Annotated in this window: 17 protein-coding genes; 8 read left to right on the top strand and 9 right to left on the bottom strand. The window is 66.0% G+C overall.

Annotated elements, in window-relative coordinates; all coding sequences use genetic code 11:
- Window positions 1–77 precede the first annotated feature (77 nt).
- The 4 genes from ACFWF1_RS23640 to ACFWF1_RS23625 all read left to right on the top strand — a co-directional run bounded on the left by ACFWF1_RS23640 (window position 78) and on the right by ACFWF1_RS23625 (window position 3,405).
- The gene (locus ACFWF1_RS23640) at window positions 78–404 is read left to right on the top strand and encodes a hypothetical protein (protein WP_379286541.1); all 327 of its coding nucleotides are present in this window, start codon (window positions 78–80) and stop codon (window positions 402–404) included.
- Window positions 401–1,630, top strand: coding sequence for a hypothetical protein (locus ACFWF1_RS23635; protein WP_379286543.1), 1,230 nt, complete (start codon window positions 401–403; stop codon window positions 1,628–1,630). Before ACFWF1_RS23640 ends, ACFWF1_RS23635 begins: the two co-directional genes overlap by 4 nt.
- The gene (locus ACFWF1_RS23630; RefSeq protein ID WP_379286545.1) at window positions 1,623–2,267 is read left to right on the top strand and encodes a hypothetical protein; all 645 of its coding nucleotides are present in this window, start codon (window positions 1,623–1,625) and stop codon (window positions 2,265–2,267) included. The genes ACFWF1_RS23635 and ACFWF1_RS23630 overlap by 8 nt, the downstream gene beginning before the upstream one ends.
- 124 nt (window positions 2,268–2,391) lie before the next feature.
- Window positions 2,392–3,405, top strand: coding sequence for an RDD family protein (locus ACFWF1_RS23625; RefSeq protein WP_379286547.1), 1,014 nt, complete (start codon window positions 2,392–2,394; stop codon window positions 3,403–3,405).
- 113 nt (window positions 3,406–3,518) lie between these two features.
- On the opposite strand, the gene yhjD is transcribed toward ACFWF1_RS23625, so the two are convergent.
- The 3 genes from yhjD to ACFWF1_RS23610 are packed head-to-tail and all read right to left on the bottom strand — an operon-like array spanning window position 3,519 to window position 6,624.
- Window positions 3,519–4,547, bottom strand: a complete 1,029-nt coding sequence (yhjD, locus tag ACFWF1_RS23620) for an inner membrane protein YhjD (RefSeq protein ID WP_379286549.1) — start codon at window positions 4,545–4,547, stop codon at window positions 3,519–3,521.
- Between the two features lie 40 nt (window positions 4,548–4,587).
- The gene (gene trpS, locus ACFWF1_RS23615) at window positions 4,588–5,619 is read right to left on the bottom strand and encodes a tryptophan--tRNA ligase (RefSeq protein WP_379286551.1); all 1,032 of its coding nucleotides are present in this window, start codon (window positions 5,617–5,619) and stop codon (window positions 4,588–4,590) included.
- A 48-nt stretch (window positions 5,620–5,667) separates the two neighbouring features.
- On the bottom strand, window positions 5,668–6,624 hold the full coding sequence (locus ACFWF1_RS23610) for an oxygenase MpaB family protein (RefSeq protein WP_379286552.1): 957 nt from the start codon (window positions 6,622–6,624) through the stop codon (window positions 5,668–5,670).
- A 98-nt stretch (window positions 6,625–6,722) separates the two neighbouring features.
- On the opposite strand from ACFWF1_RS23610, the gene ACFWF1_RS23605 reads away from it, so the two are divergent.
- Window positions 6,723–7,409, top strand: a complete 687-nt coding sequence (locus ACFWF1_RS23605) for a TetR/AcrR family transcriptional regulator (protein WP_379286553.1) — start codon at window positions 6,723–6,725, stop codon at window positions 7,407–7,409.
- Between the two features lie 11 nt (window positions 7,410–7,420).
- Here ACFWF1_RS23605 and ACFWF1_RS23600 read toward each other — a convergent pair whose 3' ends face one another.
- The 3 genes from ACFWF1_RS23600 to ACFWF1_RS23590 are packed head-to-tail and all read right to left on the bottom strand — an operon-like array spanning window position 7,421 to window position 9,161.
- Complete coding sequence (locus ACFWF1_RS23600) at window positions 7,421–7,906, bottom strand: barstar family protein (RefSeq protein ID WP_379286554.1); 486 nt, start codon at window positions 7,904–7,906, stop codon at window positions 7,421–7,423.
- On the bottom strand, window positions 7,906–8,385 hold the full coding sequence (locus ACFWF1_RS23595) for a ribonuclease domain-containing protein (RefSeq protein ID WP_379286556.1): 480 nt from the start codon (window positions 8,383–8,385) through the stop codon (window positions 7,906–7,908). Before ACFWF1_RS23595 ends, ACFWF1_RS23600 begins: the two co-directional genes overlap by 1 nt.
- A complete protein-coding gene (locus tag ACFWF1_RS23590) occupies window positions 8,382–9,161 on the bottom strand; it encodes an exodeoxyribonuclease III (protein WP_379286558.1) in 780 nt (259 codons plus the stop codon). Before ACFWF1_RS23590 ends, ACFWF1_RS23595 begins: the two co-directional genes overlap by 4 nt.
- A 62-nt stretch (window positions 9,162–9,223) precedes the next feature.
- Here ACFWF1_RS23590 and ACFWF1_RS23585 point away from each other — a divergent pair, with 62 nt between their 5' ends.
- From ACFWF1_RS23585 to ACFWF1_RS23575, 3 genes are all read left to right on the top strand, one after another.
- On the top strand, window positions 9,224–10,138 hold the full coding sequence (locus tag ACFWF1_RS23585; RefSeq protein ID WP_379286560.1) for an alpha/beta fold hydrolase: 915 nt from the start codon (window positions 9,224–9,226) through the stop codon (window positions 10,136–10,138).
- A gap of 87 nt (window positions 10,139–10,225) precedes the next feature.
- Window positions 10,226–11,119, top strand: coding sequence for a hypothetical protein (locus ACFWF1_RS23580; protein WP_379286562.1), 894 nt, complete (start codon window positions 10,226–10,228; stop codon window positions 11,117–11,119).
- A gap of 88 nt (window positions 11,120–11,207) precedes the next feature.
- Entirely contained in the window at window positions 11,208–12,110 is a 903-nt protein-coding gene (locus ACFWF1_RS23575) for an SDR family NAD(P)-dependent oxidoreductase (protein WP_379322211.1), read from the top strand.
- Here the strand turns inward: ACFWF1_RS23575 and ACFWF1_RS23570 are convergent.
- The 3 genes from ACFWF1_RS23570 to ACFWF1_RS23560 form a co-directional block, all read right to left on the bottom strand.
- Entirely contained in the window at window positions 12,090–12,650 is a 561-nt protein-coding gene (locus ACFWF1_RS23570; protein WP_379286566.1) for an alpha/beta fold hydrolase, read from the bottom strand. The two genes, ACFWF1_RS23575 and ACFWF1_RS23570, sit on opposite strands and share 21 nt — an antisense overlap.
- A gap of 211 nt (window positions 12,651–12,861) precedes the next feature.
- Window positions 12,862–14,124 (bottom strand): acyl-CoA dehydrogenase family protein, encoded by a 1,263-nt coding sequence (locus tag ACFWF1_RS23565; RefSeq protein ID WP_379286567.1) that lies wholly within the window; start codon window positions 14,122–14,124, stop codon window positions 12,862–12,864.
- A gap of 28 nt (window positions 14,125–14,152) precedes the next feature.
- The gene (locus tag ACFWF1_RS23560) at window positions 14,153–15,031 is read right to left on the bottom strand and encodes an SDR family oxidoreductase (protein WP_357386480.1); all 879 of its coding nucleotides are present in this window, start codon (window positions 15,029–15,031) and stop codon (window positions 14,153–14,155) included.
- Window positions 15,032–15,058 lie beyond the last annotated feature (27 nt).

Here is a 15,058-nt window from a genome sequence, read left to right as displayed (position 1 = left end):
CGACGCTGCGTCTATGGCTTGTGTAGACGATTTCCGTCGACCGAGTGCGGTCGCTGTGTGCGAAGGGGTGCTTTGACGTGGCTGGAATTCTTGGCGTGGACATCGAGGTGTTGGGCAAGACGGTCCAGTCGCTACGGGGTGCCGAGCAGGTGCTCAATGATGCGATGAAGGCGATGACCAAGGACGGTCACGGCGATATCGGCACGAAGGTGCTCAATGACGCGGCCGAGAGTTTCCAACGACGGTGGCACTTCGGGATCGAGCGGATCGGCGAATCGGCCAAGGTCACGGCGGAAGGCGTGAGCAAGTGCCATGACGCTTACCGGGACGTCGACACCGCCATCGCCACAGCGCTCGACCAGGTCGCGGGTGTCATCGACGGAAAGACGCAGGCCAGGGCATGAGCGAAAACCCTTATCCGAACCTGGGTTTCAACCCGGTACCCGGCGCCCCCGCCGACGTCGCCGGGCTGCGTGGGCAGATCAACACGTCGGCGGACGCGGTCCGGGAAACCAACGACCTGCTGACTCGCCTGCGCAACAGCAACGACAACGTGTGGAAAGGCGACGCGGGCGATGCCTTCCGCGCCAACTTCGACGCCACCCTCGCCCAAGACCTCGGCTACGCGCAGCAGTCCCTCGAACGCGCGGTCAGCGTGCTCGGCCAATGGCACACCGACCTCGTCGGCTTCCAGGACACCGCCAAGGGACTCGAAGCCGAGGCCGCCGACGCCAAAGGCCAGCACACCCAGGCTGTCGCATCCCTGCAATCCGCCAAGGCCAACCCGGATCTCGCCCTCGCGAACACGATGTTCACCGATCAGAGTGAACTACAAGCCGCCCAATCTCGCCTCGACGCGGCCACCGCCCAGGTCCGATCCGCAAGCACCGCGGTCGACAACTGGCAGGGAAAGATCGACTCCATCCTCCAGCGCGCCCGCGACCTGGAAACCCAGCACGACAGCACAGCCCGCCGGGCCGCCACCGAACTGGACGCCGCCGCAAAGGATTTCGCCCCGAGCCCGCCGGACAAGAGCATCTGGGACCGCATCACGGACGCGGTGAAAGGTGTCGGCAAGTGGATCAGCGAACACCGGCAGCAGATCCACGACGTCTTGTCAGGAATATCCGCTGTCACGGGACTACTTGCCTTGGTAACGCCACCGCCCGCTGATGCAATCTTCGCGGGCATCGCACTGGTGTCCGGCGCGGGCGTATTGGCGATGGACGCCTTGAATCCCGAGGTGCGCAGCGCATTCAGCGATGTGTTGCACGGCGACTTCAACAGCGACGCGCTGAAGAAGATCGGCAGCACGGTGGTGCTCGATTCGTTAGGCGTTATCCCTGGTGTCGGAGGGGCATGGAAGGGCGCGAAAGCGTTGAGTGAAGTCGGCGAGTTCGGTCCAGCCGTCCGAGCTTTCACGGAGGGAGCGCAGGCGCCCGGGTATCTGTCCACGAAACTCGACAAGATTCCCAGACCCGGGGAAGCCACCGTGTGGCTACAGGACTTCAGCGCAGCGAGCAAAGCGGCGCCAGGCACCGCGCTGGCCGGTATCGAGCTGTTCTCACGGTCGGCCAAGGCCGGGTTGGGCTTGGAGAAGATAGGAAGCGTGTTCGGGAACCATGAGTGAGACAGCCCTGGATATCTGGATTCCCGACGGGTACATGACAATGCCGCTCTCCAGCATCGAGGAGCGCATCGGGGTTGTGCAAGGCCTGGTCGACGGAATGGTCCCCTCGCCCGCAACATCATTGGCGCACGCGGTGTTGCCTGCCGCAGCGACCCTGCTGACCGAACTGGCCAAGCGGGATGCGCGTTACTGCGGCATCGGGCGGCATACGTCATCGACCGGCGGACTGGTCACCTCGTGTCTGACGGTGTGCGTCTACGAAACCGATGGCGAGCAGACAAACCCACGATTGGCGCTGACCAATCTGGTCGAGTCCAGGCTCGAGTCCGGAGATGAGCTGGGTGAGATCGAGCTGACCGACGTCGATGGCCGGCCGATGTTGTTCTCGGAGCGGATAACCGAACTACCCGCACCGGAGATTCCAGCGCAGCCGTACACCAGCGATACGACGGCAACATACCAACTCGAAGCGGTCGTGCCCTCCTCGGACGGGTCCGCGATCGCCGCCGTCGAGATGTCCACTGCCTACGTCGACTACGGACCCGAATTCCGGAGAATGATCGTGGACATGGCGCGGTCGGTCAGATTCCGGCCCAGCGACCATCCGACTGCCCGACCATCGTCGCTCGACCTGTGAGGATGTCGTCATCCAAACCTCGTCATCTGCCCCAGCCAATACCCACCCGGAGACACGGGCGGCGCTGCGCCGGACCGCCACCGTTCGGTGGCCGCTGTTCCTGGTCGTAATCGCTTGTGGACCATTGGCTTTCGTTCTGAGCAGCACGCTCGGGCACTCGAATGTGCACATCATCAGCAGAATAAGCGCACAGGTTGCCGGGATCGCCGGCATCGTGTTCGTCATCGGGACCATTGTCGGTGGTGTATTCGGATGGATCGGGCACCGGAAAAGGAAGGCGCTGCGCCGATATCCCTGGGTGGCTTGGCCCATCCGGTACATCTCCGTGGGCGCCGACGAATGGGTCGAACTGATCGGACAGGACGGCGTACCCGTTTCCGCGCTCCAGCTCAGCACCTGGCCGAGCGAGCGAAGAAAGCTGGTCAACCACCAAACTCCCCAAATCTGGTTCGCTGGTGATCCGCTGAAGTACGGCGTAATCTCCGGGCCCGGCGGTGGCGATCTTCGGTACGCCTATCGCTCCACTCCGAAGACCCCTCCCGAATTGACCTTCAGGACAGACGATCCGAGCAGCCGAGGCGATCTGGATACGTCGTCCAGGCCACCGTACGAGCTGGTACGGGAACGTGGAAGCCTGGCGATGAAGCCGGTCGGCGGAACGCCGGAAGAATCGAAGCCGTATGGCAGGAAAGGCGATGTCAGATACCCATCACCGCGCATGGTGCGGCGGGTCCTTGCCTTCGTCCTCGACTGGTTTATCCATGTGGGATGCGGTGTCGGCGCCGCCATTGCGGCCACCCCTGGGTTCGCTCCGGACGCAATCGCGCGACACGACTGGCAGCACATAGGAGTGAATCCGGTTGTCGTGATCGGCTTCTTCCTCGCCGCCTCCGCAATCGACCGGATCATCATCCAGTCGATATTCCACACGACAATTGGCAAGGCACTGTTCGGCTTGGTCGTCGTCCGCCCGCAAGACGGTAAGTACCCATCATTCGGCCGCCTGTTGGCGGTGTGGTTGTTCCATGTATACCTTCCGCTCGCCATCTTCGGTAACGGAGCTGGTCCGGACCGCGCCGAGGATTATTTCCTGCCTGCGGTGCGGCGGCGAGATGTGCTGCGCAGCAGTGCAACGTGAACTGCGCGCAGGTTGCTGCAGCGGAGCCGACGCTGTCGCATCGGGGGCAGCAAGATCGAGCGCTCGGCCGAGAACGGCTTCGGCATCCGCCGGTGGCTGAGGAAGGCCGGGAATCAGCGACCGCGTGGCCGGCGCAGACTCGAAAGGGCGAGGGCGGCAAGGGCTCCTGCGCCGAAGAAGGTGGCGCCCGCGCCGAGGGAGAGTTCGCGGGCTGAGATGCGGGGGGCGATGATGGCGGCGGGGGGTGCGGAGATATCGGCTTCGTGTTCGTTGTCGGAGGCGGTGGCGGCCCAGGCGGTGGCGAACAGGATGATGCGGTAGGTGACGTAGCTGAAGACCATCAGGCCGATGATGGAACCGAAGGCGGCGCCCGCCGGGCTGCTCAGCACTTTTTGCAGGTAGATCGAGGCGACGAACTTGAAGACCTCGAAGACCAGCGCGGCCAGCGCGGCGGCCTTGGCGGCGCTGGCCAGGGTGACCGGTTCGCGGGGCAGGCGGGCGATGATCCAGGCGAACACCGCCCAGGAGGCGAGGAAGCCGAGCAGGATAGACCCCAGCGCCAGCAGCAGACGGGCGCCGGGCAGGTGCGAGAGGCCGAGACCGATCAGCAGCCTGGCACCGAGGGTGCTGGACGCGAGCGCGGAAAGCCCTAGGGAGACAACGAAGGCCAGACCCAAGCCGAGCAGTGCGCCGAGGTCGGACAGCTTGGCCATGAACCAGTTCTGGTCCTCGCTCTTCTGCTCCCACTGCTCGGTCAACGCCGCCCGCAGGTTCGCCATCCAGCCGAGCCCGGACCAGATCCCCGCCAGTAGGCCGATGATGCCGACGGTGCCGCGGGACTCGACCGCCTTGTCGATCAACTCGTTCAGCTGCTCGCCGAGCGAACCAGGAATGTTGTCGACGATCTTGGTCTGTAGTTCGCTGAGCATCTCCGGATGACTCGACAGCACGAATCCCGCGATCGCGAAGGCGACCATCAGCAGCGGAAACAGTGACAGCACCGTGAAATACGTGATGCCCGCCGCGTAATAGTCGCCGCGCTGCCGCTGATACCGCCCACCCGCGCGCACCAGATGGTCCAGCCATGGCAGCGCCTGGATCCGTCGTTCGATCCCGGCCTTGACGTTGTCGATCACCTGCACCAGTTCGCCCCTTCAGGAGAGATCTCGCAGGTGCCGGCCGTTAGCGGGCCAGCAGGCCCACTCGGTCGTATACCTGTGCGAGGGTGTTGCCGGCGATCTCTCGCGCGCGCTCGGCACCGGCGGCGAGGATACGGTCGAGTTCGCCCTGATCCGACAAATACTCTTGCACCTTCGCCTGCACTGGCGTGACAAATTCGACCAGCGCGTCGGCGACGTCGGATTTCAGGTCGCCGTAGCCCTTGCCCGCGTAGTCCTTTTCGAGCGTGACGATCGGCGTGCCGGACAGCGAGCTCAGGATCACCAGCAGATTGCTGACGCCGGGCTTGTGCTCGACGTCGTAGCGGATCTCCCGCTCGGTGTCGGTCACCGCGGAGCGGACCCGCTTGGCGGTGATCTTCGGATCGTCGAGCAGGTTGATCAGGCCCGCGTCGCTGGACGCCGACTTGCTCATCTTCGAGGTCGGGTCCTGCAGGTCGTAGATCTTGGCGGTGCCCTTCTCGATGTGCGCCTCGGGCACGACGAAGGTCTTCTTGAAGCGGGTGTTGAAGCGCTGCGCCAGGTTTCGGGTCAGCTCGAGGTGCTGGCGCTGGTCCTCGCCGACCGGCACCTGATGCGGGCGGTAGAGCAGGATGTCCGACGCCATCAGCACCGGATAGGTGAACAGCCCGACCGAGGCGTTGTCCGAGCCCTGCTTGACCGACTTGTCCTTGAACTGGGTCATCCGGCTGGCCTCGCCGAAGCCGGTGATGCAGCTGAGCACCCAGGCCAGCTCGGCGTGCTCGGGCACCTGGCTCTGCACGAACAGCGTCGACTTCTTCGGGTCGATGCCGAGGGCGAGCAGCTGCGCGGCGGCGGCCTTGGTCTGGGCCCGCAGTGCCTTCGGATCCTGCGGCACGGTGATCGCATGCAGGTTCGGGATGAAGTACAGCGCGTCGTAGTCGTCCTGCATGGTCACCCAGTACTGCAGCGCCCCAAGGTAGTTGCCGAGGTGAAACGAGGTACCGGTGGGCTGGATCCCGGAAAGGACCCGCTGCTTGCGTTCAGCGGCCGGGGTTTCTGCAGGAACGGACATGCCCCTGATCTTTCCATGGGCCGCCCACCTGTCGCCCGGCCACCACCCTCAACTGGTCGCCGCGCGCGGCTCCTCGACGGAATTGCGCTCCGCCCAGTTCCGCGGGTCCACCCCGGGCATACTCGGGCGCCCCTTGGTGACCGACCGATGCTCGCGCCGCGAAACGAGCTGGTAGATCGGCGCGCTCGGGCCGAGCAGGGAGCCGCGCAGCACCGGGGGTAGCAGCGGCGGTGCGAGGTGCGCGGTGCGCACGGCCTGGGCGAGCGCCCGGTAGGCGACCTGGTCGGCGATGCTCCAGCGCATGCCGTACATCTGCCGGATCCGCGGCGGCAGGCTGCCCTGCACCAGCAGGAAGAACGCGGAGGTGACCTGCTGCAGTGGCATCCGCTGCGGATACGGCACGCGCTGCCCGGCCAGGTACGAGCCGACCAGCCGCGCCTCGTCGGTGAGGAACAGCTCGTCGGAGGCGAGGTAGGCGTCGAAGGACGCGCGGAACTCCGGGTAGCTACCCGGCGCCGCATCGGCGGGCATGCCGAACAGTTCGGCCCAGCGCACGTAGTCCTGATACAGGCCCTCGCGCTCGCCGTCGGTCATGGTGCGGACCAGCAGGTCGTACATGACCTCGGCGGAGTCGAAGGTGAACGCCATCGTCATGTACATCAGGTGCGGGTCGAGCGCGGAATAGCCGGTGCCCGCCGGATGATGCGGCCCGGCGTCTTCCGGCAATCCGCCGCGCACCTTGGCGTGCTTCTTCGTGGTGAATTCGAGTGCGCGATCGGCGTCGGCCTTGCTGCCGAGGAACACGGCCTCGAACAGGTGGCCGGTGAGCGCGAGCCGGGTGTACGGCGTCAGCCGATGCTCGGTGTTCTCGGCGGTGCCGACGTAGAGCAGCGGGTGGACCGCGCCGATGACCAGGGCGCGCTGCCCGTAGGTCAGGCCGACCGCGCGTTTGCTCATGACCCGTCTGGCCATGGAGTGGTCGCTGAAGTAGCCGGGCTCGGACATTGCTGCCTCCTCGTCGAGAGCATCTGGCAACAGCATCCGCCAGAATTCGCTATCTGGCAATACTCTCTACCAGAAATGCGCCGTGACAGAATCGAGTCGTGACAGCATCGCGAAGCGATTCCGTGGGGGGCGGTGGCCGGGCGACGGGTGGGCCGGCGCAGCGGACCTATGGCGGGATCTCCGCGGACGAGCGGCGGGCGCAGCGGCGCGCGGCGTTGCTGGCGGCCGCGTTGGAGATCATCGGCGAACAGGGGCTGGCGAAGCTGACCGTCTCCGGGCTGTGCGCGCAGGCCGGGCTCAACGAGCGGTACTACTACGAGAGCTTCGACAGCCGCGATGCCGTGCTGACCGCGCTCGTCGACACGATCGCGGAGGAACTCGCGCTCGCGATCGTCGCGGCGGTCGGCACCGCGCCGAAGGACTCGCGGGCAACGGCGCGGGCCGCGATCGCGGCGGGCATCCATCTGCTCACCGACGACCCGCGCAAGGCCAAGGTCACCCTGGTCGCCGGCATGGCGACGCCGGAACTGCGGGCCCGCACCACGGAAACGGTGCGGGTGTTCGCGCGGATGGTCGCGGCCGAGGGGATCGACTTCTACGGGATCGATGACCCGGATTCCGATCCGGCGATCGACTTCCGGGCCAACTATCTGGTCGGCGGCCTGGTGCAGACGCTCACCGCCTGGTTACAGGGCGAGCTGCCGCTCACCCGCGACGAACTGATCGAGCACACCACCGATGTGTTCGTCCTGCTCGGTGAGGATTTGGCGCGCCGACTGGCGTGACGGCACCGACGTCAGAGCTCGACCGAAACGTCGTGCAACCCGGTCGATTCGCCTTGCAGGACAACGCGGAACGGGACGCCCTTGCGCGACCAATACTCGGCGCAGTCGCGCATCGCCTCGGCGAACCACTCCCGCTGGGCCGGCTCCTCGGCCAGCAGTTCCGCCGAATCACGGATCACGACAACGTATCCCGCGCCTTCGCCGACGAAATCGTCCAGATCGCGCAGGCATTCGTCGAACGCGTCTTTGTTCTGCCCGAAGTAGTACGGAAACTGCAGGGCCGCAGCGACTTCGTCGAACACCCGCGCGACCGTCCGCATCTTCGTGCCGCGCAGTTCACGCACCAGGTAACCGGACGGCGCGCGGTAGCGCACGCTGCTCAGCTCGGCGGCATCAACAGCGGCGGCGCCGAGCGCGGGCGTACCGGCCTGCTGGGCCCGCGAATCGGCCGCGACAGGGCGAGCCAGGAACTGCGACAACGGAATTGCCTTGGTCATCAGCGCATCCTCGTGAAGGTCTCGTAGTGGTCACCGGTGTACCAGGCCGATCCGTCGCTGCCGGTGACGATGCGTTCGGCGTCCCTGGATCGGCCGCGCTGCTTGGGGTTCACGTCCCACTCCTGGTAGGCGATCGGTTTGCCCGCCGCGTCTTTGGCGGCCAGTGTGCCCCCGCGATTCATCCAGCGGTCGCCGCCCTTGGTGCCGGGGGCGTTCGCCGAACCGGGCCAGCGGCCCGCGTCGATTTCGGCCAGGGTGTCGTAGGCGTGCGCGGGTACGCCCGGTGCGCGGCTGGCCGGCGCAGCCGCAGGCGGCTTCGGTGCGCCGGTCACGGACGCGCTGCTGGGGGCGCGGGTGGTGGTGGCCGCGACCGTGTCGTTGCCACCACCGCGCAGGCCGAGAACCGCGACGACGACCACCGCGACCGCCACCACGCCGAGCCCGGCGAACGTGCGAATCGCCTTCGGCGACAGGCTCATCGGTACTGCACCGTGACCGGTGCATGATCGGACCAACGCTGGTCGTAAGCGGCGGCGCGTTCCACCACGGCCTGCTTGGCGCGCGCCGCGAGCTCGCCGCGAGCGAGCTGATAGTCGATTCGCCAGCCGGTGTCGTTGTCGAAGGCGCGGCCGCGGTAGGACCACCAGCTGTACGGGCCGTCGACCGCCGGATGCAGCTGCCGCACCACGTCGACGTAGCCCGCGGCGAGCAGCTCATCGATCCAGGCGCGCTCCTCGGGCAGGAAGCCTGCTGACTTCCGGTTGCCCTTCCAGTTCTTCAGGTCGAGTTCGGTGTGCGCGATATTCCAGTCGCCACTGACCACGAAATCGCCGGTGCGGGCGGTGAGGTAGGCACCGAGTTCCGCCATGTACCGGTACTTCTCGTCTTGGCGCACGGTGCCTGCCTCACCGGAGTGCACGTACACGCTGGCGACCGTGACCTCGCCGAAGTCGGCCTCGATGTAGCGGCCGGACGCGCCGAACTCGCTGCTGCCGAAGCCGATTCGGACCGCGTCCGGTTCGCGCCTGGACAGGATCGCGACGCCCGCCCTGCCCTTGGACTCCGGCTCGGCCTGCGCCAGCCACCAGCCCTCGGCCAGCGCGGGCGCCAGCGCCGCTCTGGTCTGCTCGTCGGTGGCCCGCGTCTCTTGGACGCAGACGATGTCGGCCTCCGTCGCGGCGAGCCAGGCGAGCATGCCTTTGCCCGCGGCCGCGCGGACGCCGTTTACGTTCACAGTCGAAATGATGTAGGCCACCGCACGACCGTACAATGCTGGTCAGATGAATTCCTTCGGACACCGCCGTCCAGGAAAGGGTGATGACGATGCCGTCTGACACCACCAAGTCCACCGCCGCCGCGAAACGCGCCACCAGCGCCACGCGGGTGCCGGTCAAGAACAAGCCGGAACTCCCCAAAGCTGTCAAGGCATTGCACATGGGCTCCGGTGATCCGCTGCTCCTGTTGCACGGCTTCATGATGTCGCCGCACTGCTGGGAGCAGACCGCCGCGCGGCTGTCGAGCCAGTGCGAGGTGTACGCGCCCGCTTTCGCGGGGCACTGGGGTGGCGAGCTGGTGGACGGCTGGTCGGTCGACGTGCACATGCTGGCCGATCGCATCGAGGATCAGCTCGACGAACTCGGTTGGCGCACCTGCCACATCGCGGGCAACTCGCTCGGCGGCTGGGTCGGTGTCGAACTCGCCCGGCGCGGCCGGGCCCGCACGCTCACCCTCGTCGCCCCCGCGGGCGGCTGGCACGCGCCGTCACTCACGCAGCTGCGGATCAACCTGAAGTTCCTGTCGCTGGTGCCGATCGTCGAAATCGGTAAGCGGCTGGGCGGTTTCGCGGTCAACAACCCGATCGCACAGCGCTTTGCCCTGCTGGCACTCAGCAAGAACGCGTCCGCGGTCGCTCGCCGCGACACAGCCGCCGCGATCATGGCCGCGCTGCACTGCCCGTCCATGCTGCCGTTCCTCGTCAGCAGCATCCGCGGTCCCGGGCAGGAAGACCTGTCCACGTTGGCGACGCCGGTGCGGTTGCTGCTCGCCGAATACGACCGCGTCATCCCCAACCGCGTGTACGCGCGCCGATACCTGAAGGAACTCCCGGAGTCGGCCGACCGCATCGTGGTTCACGGGGTCGGGCACGTTCCGATGCTCGAGGCGCCGGACCGGATCGCAACCCTCATCGCCGAGCACGTGTACGCGAGTCGCAACCGTCTTCGTGCGGTGTGAGACACGGGATTTCCACAGGTCAGGAAGTTATCCACAGATCGAGGAAAGGTCTCGATCTCGTTCGCGCCCCCGCCTACTGTTCGAGGCATGGGGAGCACACAAACCGACCGCGCAGTGCATCAACTCCGCGGCGACGTCGACGGCCTGTACGACCTGACCAGCAGGATGAACCGTGAGGCCAAGGAAACCGACAGCGTGGTTCGCGATATCGACCTAAGACTCCGGCGGCTGTCACGGACGTCGGGTCGGCAGTTCGGCGTGCACCTCGCCTTCCAACGACAACACGGGCAACGCCTGGACCGAGTGGAATCAACGCTCGGCGAGGTGGCTATTCAGGTGAACCACCTGGCAGAGCTGCCGGCCCGAGTGGACGAGCTCGCACAGCAAATGAGCTGCCTGACACCACGAGTGGGCGAACTCGCCGAGCAAATGAGCCACCTGGCACCACTGCCAGCCCGAGTAGACGAGCTCGCACAGCAAATGAGCCGGCTGACACCACAAGTGGACGAGCTCACAGAACAGATGAGGTATCTGGCGCCTCTGCCAGCACGAGTAGACGAGCTCGCGGGCCAGGTGAACTACCTGACCGAGCAAGTAGATCGGCTCGCACCGCTGCCCGGACACGTAGACGGGCTCGTACGACGCGTGAACGATCTGACCGGACAGGTGGACGACCTGACCGGAGATTTGAACCAACTGACCGGGCGCGTCGAGAACCTGACCGGACGCGTCGATGACCTGACCGGACGCGTCGATCATCTGACCGGACAGGTCGAGAGCCTGACCGGACGCGTCGATCATCTGACCGGACAAGTCGAGAACCTGACCGGACGCGTCGATAACCTCACGGGCCGAGTGGATTACCTGACGGAGCAGGTGGATCAGGTAGCGGCGGCGGTTCGGCAGAACTCGCAGACGTTGGATGTTGTGGTCGATCTGCTGCGGAAGCAGCAGGCTGCGTCGCTCGAGGATGAGGGCTAGCCGACATTCGGGGCGCGGGAAACTTTCTGTTCCCGCTTCATTTTAGCCTGCGCGACACCCGCAATACATCGGCCTGCGGGGCGATGTATTGCGGGCATCGGGCTCCTACTCTGTGGACGGTTCTTGGTCACAGGCACAGGGTGGAGGGCGAATGGATGATCTGGTGGGCAAAGTCGCTGTTGTCACGGGGGCAGCCAGTGGAATCGGGCGAGGTATGGCCGAGGCATTTCTTAATGCGGGGATGCGGGTGGTGTTGAGTGATGTGGAAGTGGCCGCGCTGCATTCGACCACGGCCGAGTTGCGCACCGCGGGAGCAGATGTACATGCCGTGGTGGCGGATGTTTCCGCGCCGGACGATGTGACGACGTTGGCCGAGGCAACCCTGGAAAAGTATGGGGCCGTGCATGTTCTGTGCAATAACGCGGGGGTCTATTCCGGTAGCAGGCCGTCCTGGGACAGCACGCTCGATGACTGGGAGTGGATTCTCGGTGTCAATCTGATGGGTGTGGTGCACGGGCACAGCATCTTTCTGCCGATCATGATCGAACAGGGTGCGGACGCGCATATCGTCAATACCGCGTCGCTTGCCGCGGTGGTCGGCGGGTCGTCGCTGTACGGTGCGACGAAGTCGGCGGTGCTCGCGTTGTCGGAGACCGTTTATCTCGAGCTCGTCGACGACGGTTTCAAGCCTCGGGTATCCGTGCTGATCCCGGGGGTGGTCGACACGAATATCTTTGATTCCGAACGCAATCGGCCGAAGCGGTTTGCCGAGGTCGGCCCGCGTCCGGTCAGCTGGAATGCCGACACCGCCCGGAAGGCATTCGCGCTCGGCACAAGTCCGCGCGTTATCGGCGAGCAGGTGGTGCAGGCAATTCACGAGGAGCGTTTCTATGTGCTGACGCACCCGGAATGGAAAGGACACATCGAACACCGGATGCGGCAGATCATCAACGGCGACAACCCCACTCGGTTACCACCACCTGGGCTTTGAACACCGCTCAGGACGCGACGCCTGCCTGCGTGGCGTCCTGGCCGCGCGCGGCGACGGCGGCCATGTCGGGCACCGAACGTACCGCGGTGGTGAGGAATTCGGGGTCGGCGACAACGCCGGGACCGTAGACGAACAGTGCGACCGCACGCCGGACCCCCAGCGCACCAGTGCGGCCGGGATGGGCAGGAGGCTTACCAGGCGGAAGAACAATCGGTATTCACGGAGCCTGCCGACGCGGGCGAGCCAGTGCCGGGCCAAGAGTGGCTCGTCGAGGGAGACCACGGCGGTGACCTCGTCCGGGTGCCGGGCGGCAGCGTGCAGCGCGGTGGCGGCGCCGAGCGAGTTGCCGACGAGGGTCAGCGGACCGTGCTCGGCGATGATCGCGTCGACGAAACTGTCGAACTGCGGGGTCAGCGGACCCGGCTCGCGCGGATCCGCCAGACCGAAGCCGGGGAGGTCGACCGCGAAGGCCGCACGGCCGGCCGGCTTGCAGTGCGGTGAGAACGCCGCACCAAGTGTCCGCACTGTCGGCGTAACCATGCAGCAGCAGGATCGGGGTGCCGGTGCCCGCGACGGCGAGGACTCGGGTGTTGACGTCGTTGTAGCGCGCGGTGGTTTCGGTGATCATCGGCCGGTTGCTCCTTTACGAGCTCGCACCAGCACGGTGCGCGGGACCAGCGGCGTTTCGATGGCGGGACACGGAATCCCGAGTGCGCACGCCGTTGTAGCGCACCCGGGATCCCGAGAACTGTTATGCCAGCAGACCCTTGGCGATGTGCGTCACCTGGATCTCGTTGCTGCCCGCGTAGATCATCAGCGACTTGGCATCGCGCGCAAGCTGTTCCACGCGGTACTCGGTCATGTAACCGTTGCCGCCGAACAGCTGCACCGCCTCCATGGCGACCTCGGTGGCCGCCTCGGACGCGTAGAGCTTCATCGCCGAGGCCTCGGCGAGCGTCGGCGGCTTGCCCGCGCGACCCCGCTCCAACGTGTTGAACACCATGTTCTGCACGTTGATCCGGGCGATCTCCATCTTGGCCAGCTTGAGCTGGACGAGCTGGAAACGACCGATCTCCTGGCCCCAGAGCTTGCGGTTCTTCGCGTAATCCAGGCAGAGCCGGTGACATTCGTTGATGATGCCCAACGCCATGAAGGCCACACCGACGCGCTCGGCGGTGAAGCTGGACCGCGCGCTCTCCCGGCCGTCGCCGCCCTTGTGCTCCTCGGTCTCGCCGAGCAGACGGTCCTTGCCGAGGCGGACGTTGTCGAAGAACAGTTCCCCGGTGGGCGAGGCGTGCAGGCCCATCTTCTTGAACGGCTTGCCCTGGGTGAGCCCCTCCATGCCCTTGTCCAGGACGAAGGTGAGCACCTTGCGCTCACGCTTGTCGCCGCCGTCGCCCTCGTCGAGCTTGGCGTAGACGATCATCACGTCGGCGAACGGGCCGTTGGTGATGAAGGTCTTCTGGCCGTTGAGCAGGTAGTCGTCCCCGTCGCGCCGGACGTAGGTTTTCATGCCGCCGAACGCGTCGGATCCCGAGTCGGGCTCGGTGATCGCCCACGCCGCAACCTTTTTCATGGTCACGATGTCGGCGAGCCAACGCTCCTTCTGGGCCAGCGTGCCGCGCGACATGATGGTGGTCGCACCGAGACCGATGCTGACGCCCATCGCGGTGACCAAACCCATACAGACACCGGACAGTTCGCCGATCACCACCGCCATCAGCGATTCCTGACCGGCAAACGGGCTGCCGCCGGAGGACTTTTCCTTCTTCTTCTCCGGCAGCGGCTCGCCCGCGGCGATAGCCGCCTCCTTGGCGCGCTGCTTGCCGAGCAGCTTCTCCACCGCTTCGCCGCCCATGGCGTCGATCCCGAACTCGCTGAACAGCTTCCGGATGATCGGATACGGCGACAGTTCACCGCTGTCCAGCGCGTCCAGGTTGGACCGGATCTCCTTGTCGATGAACGTCCGCACGGCATCGCGGATCAAGACATCGGTCTCGGACCATTCGAACATCGTTGTTCTCCTTATCGTTCCGGCGAGCTCAGGGCAGCCGAGCGGAGATGTCGTCGATCAGCCACGGTCCCTCGGTCTCGATCGTCTTCACATCGTGCCAACCGGCCAGCTCGGAGATGGCACCGCCCTGCACCGCGAACACCTTGCCGGTGATCGGGCACTTGTCCGAGGCGAGGTAGGCCACCAGCGGCGAGATGTTGGCCGGGCTGAAGGCGTCGAATTCGCCGTCTTCCACCTCGTCGGCTTCGGCCGCCATCATGGCGCCCATACCGGGCGTGGCCAGGGTGAGCCGGGTGCGCGCGATCGGCGCGATGGCGTTGACGCGCACGCCGTAGCGGGCCAGTTCGTCGGCCGCGACCAGGGTGAGCGCGGCAATCCCCGCCTTGGCCGCGCCATAGTTGGCCTGGCCCGCGTTCGGCACCGTGGTGCCGGAGGCGGACGCGGTGTTGATCACCGCAGCGTTCGGCTGATTGCCCGCCTTGCTCTGGTCTTTCCAGTAGGCGGCCGCGTGGTGCAGCACGGCGGCATGGCCCTTGAGGTGCACGGCGATCACCGCGTCCCACTGCGCCTCGTCCAGGCCCGCGATGAACGCGTCGCGCAGGATGCCCGCGTTGTTCACCACAATGTCGAGGCCGCCGAGTTCGGCGACCGCCTGGTCGATGACGTTCTTCGCGCCGTCCCAGGTGGCGATGTTGGCGGTGTTGGCGATCGCCTTGCCGCCCGCGGCGATGATCTCGTCGGCGACCTCTTGCGCCGGCGTGTTGTCGGTTCCCTCCCCCTCGTTGCTGCCGCCGAGGTCGTTGACGACCACGGCCGCGCCCTCGCGCGCGAACAGCAAGGCGTGCTCGCGGCCGATGCCGCGACCGGCGCCGGTGATGACGGCTACTCGGCCTTCGAGTGCACCCATCGATGTCTCCTCTTTCTCCAGGTCTGT

The sequence above is a fragment of the Nocardia sp. NPDC060255 genome (assembly GCF_042727395.1).
In the GTDB taxonomy this organism is placed as follows: Bacteria; Actinomycetota; Actinomycetes; order Mycobacteriales; family Mycobacteriaceae; genus Nocardia.
This window is presented reverse-complemented; position numbering and strand designations above follow the sequence as displayed.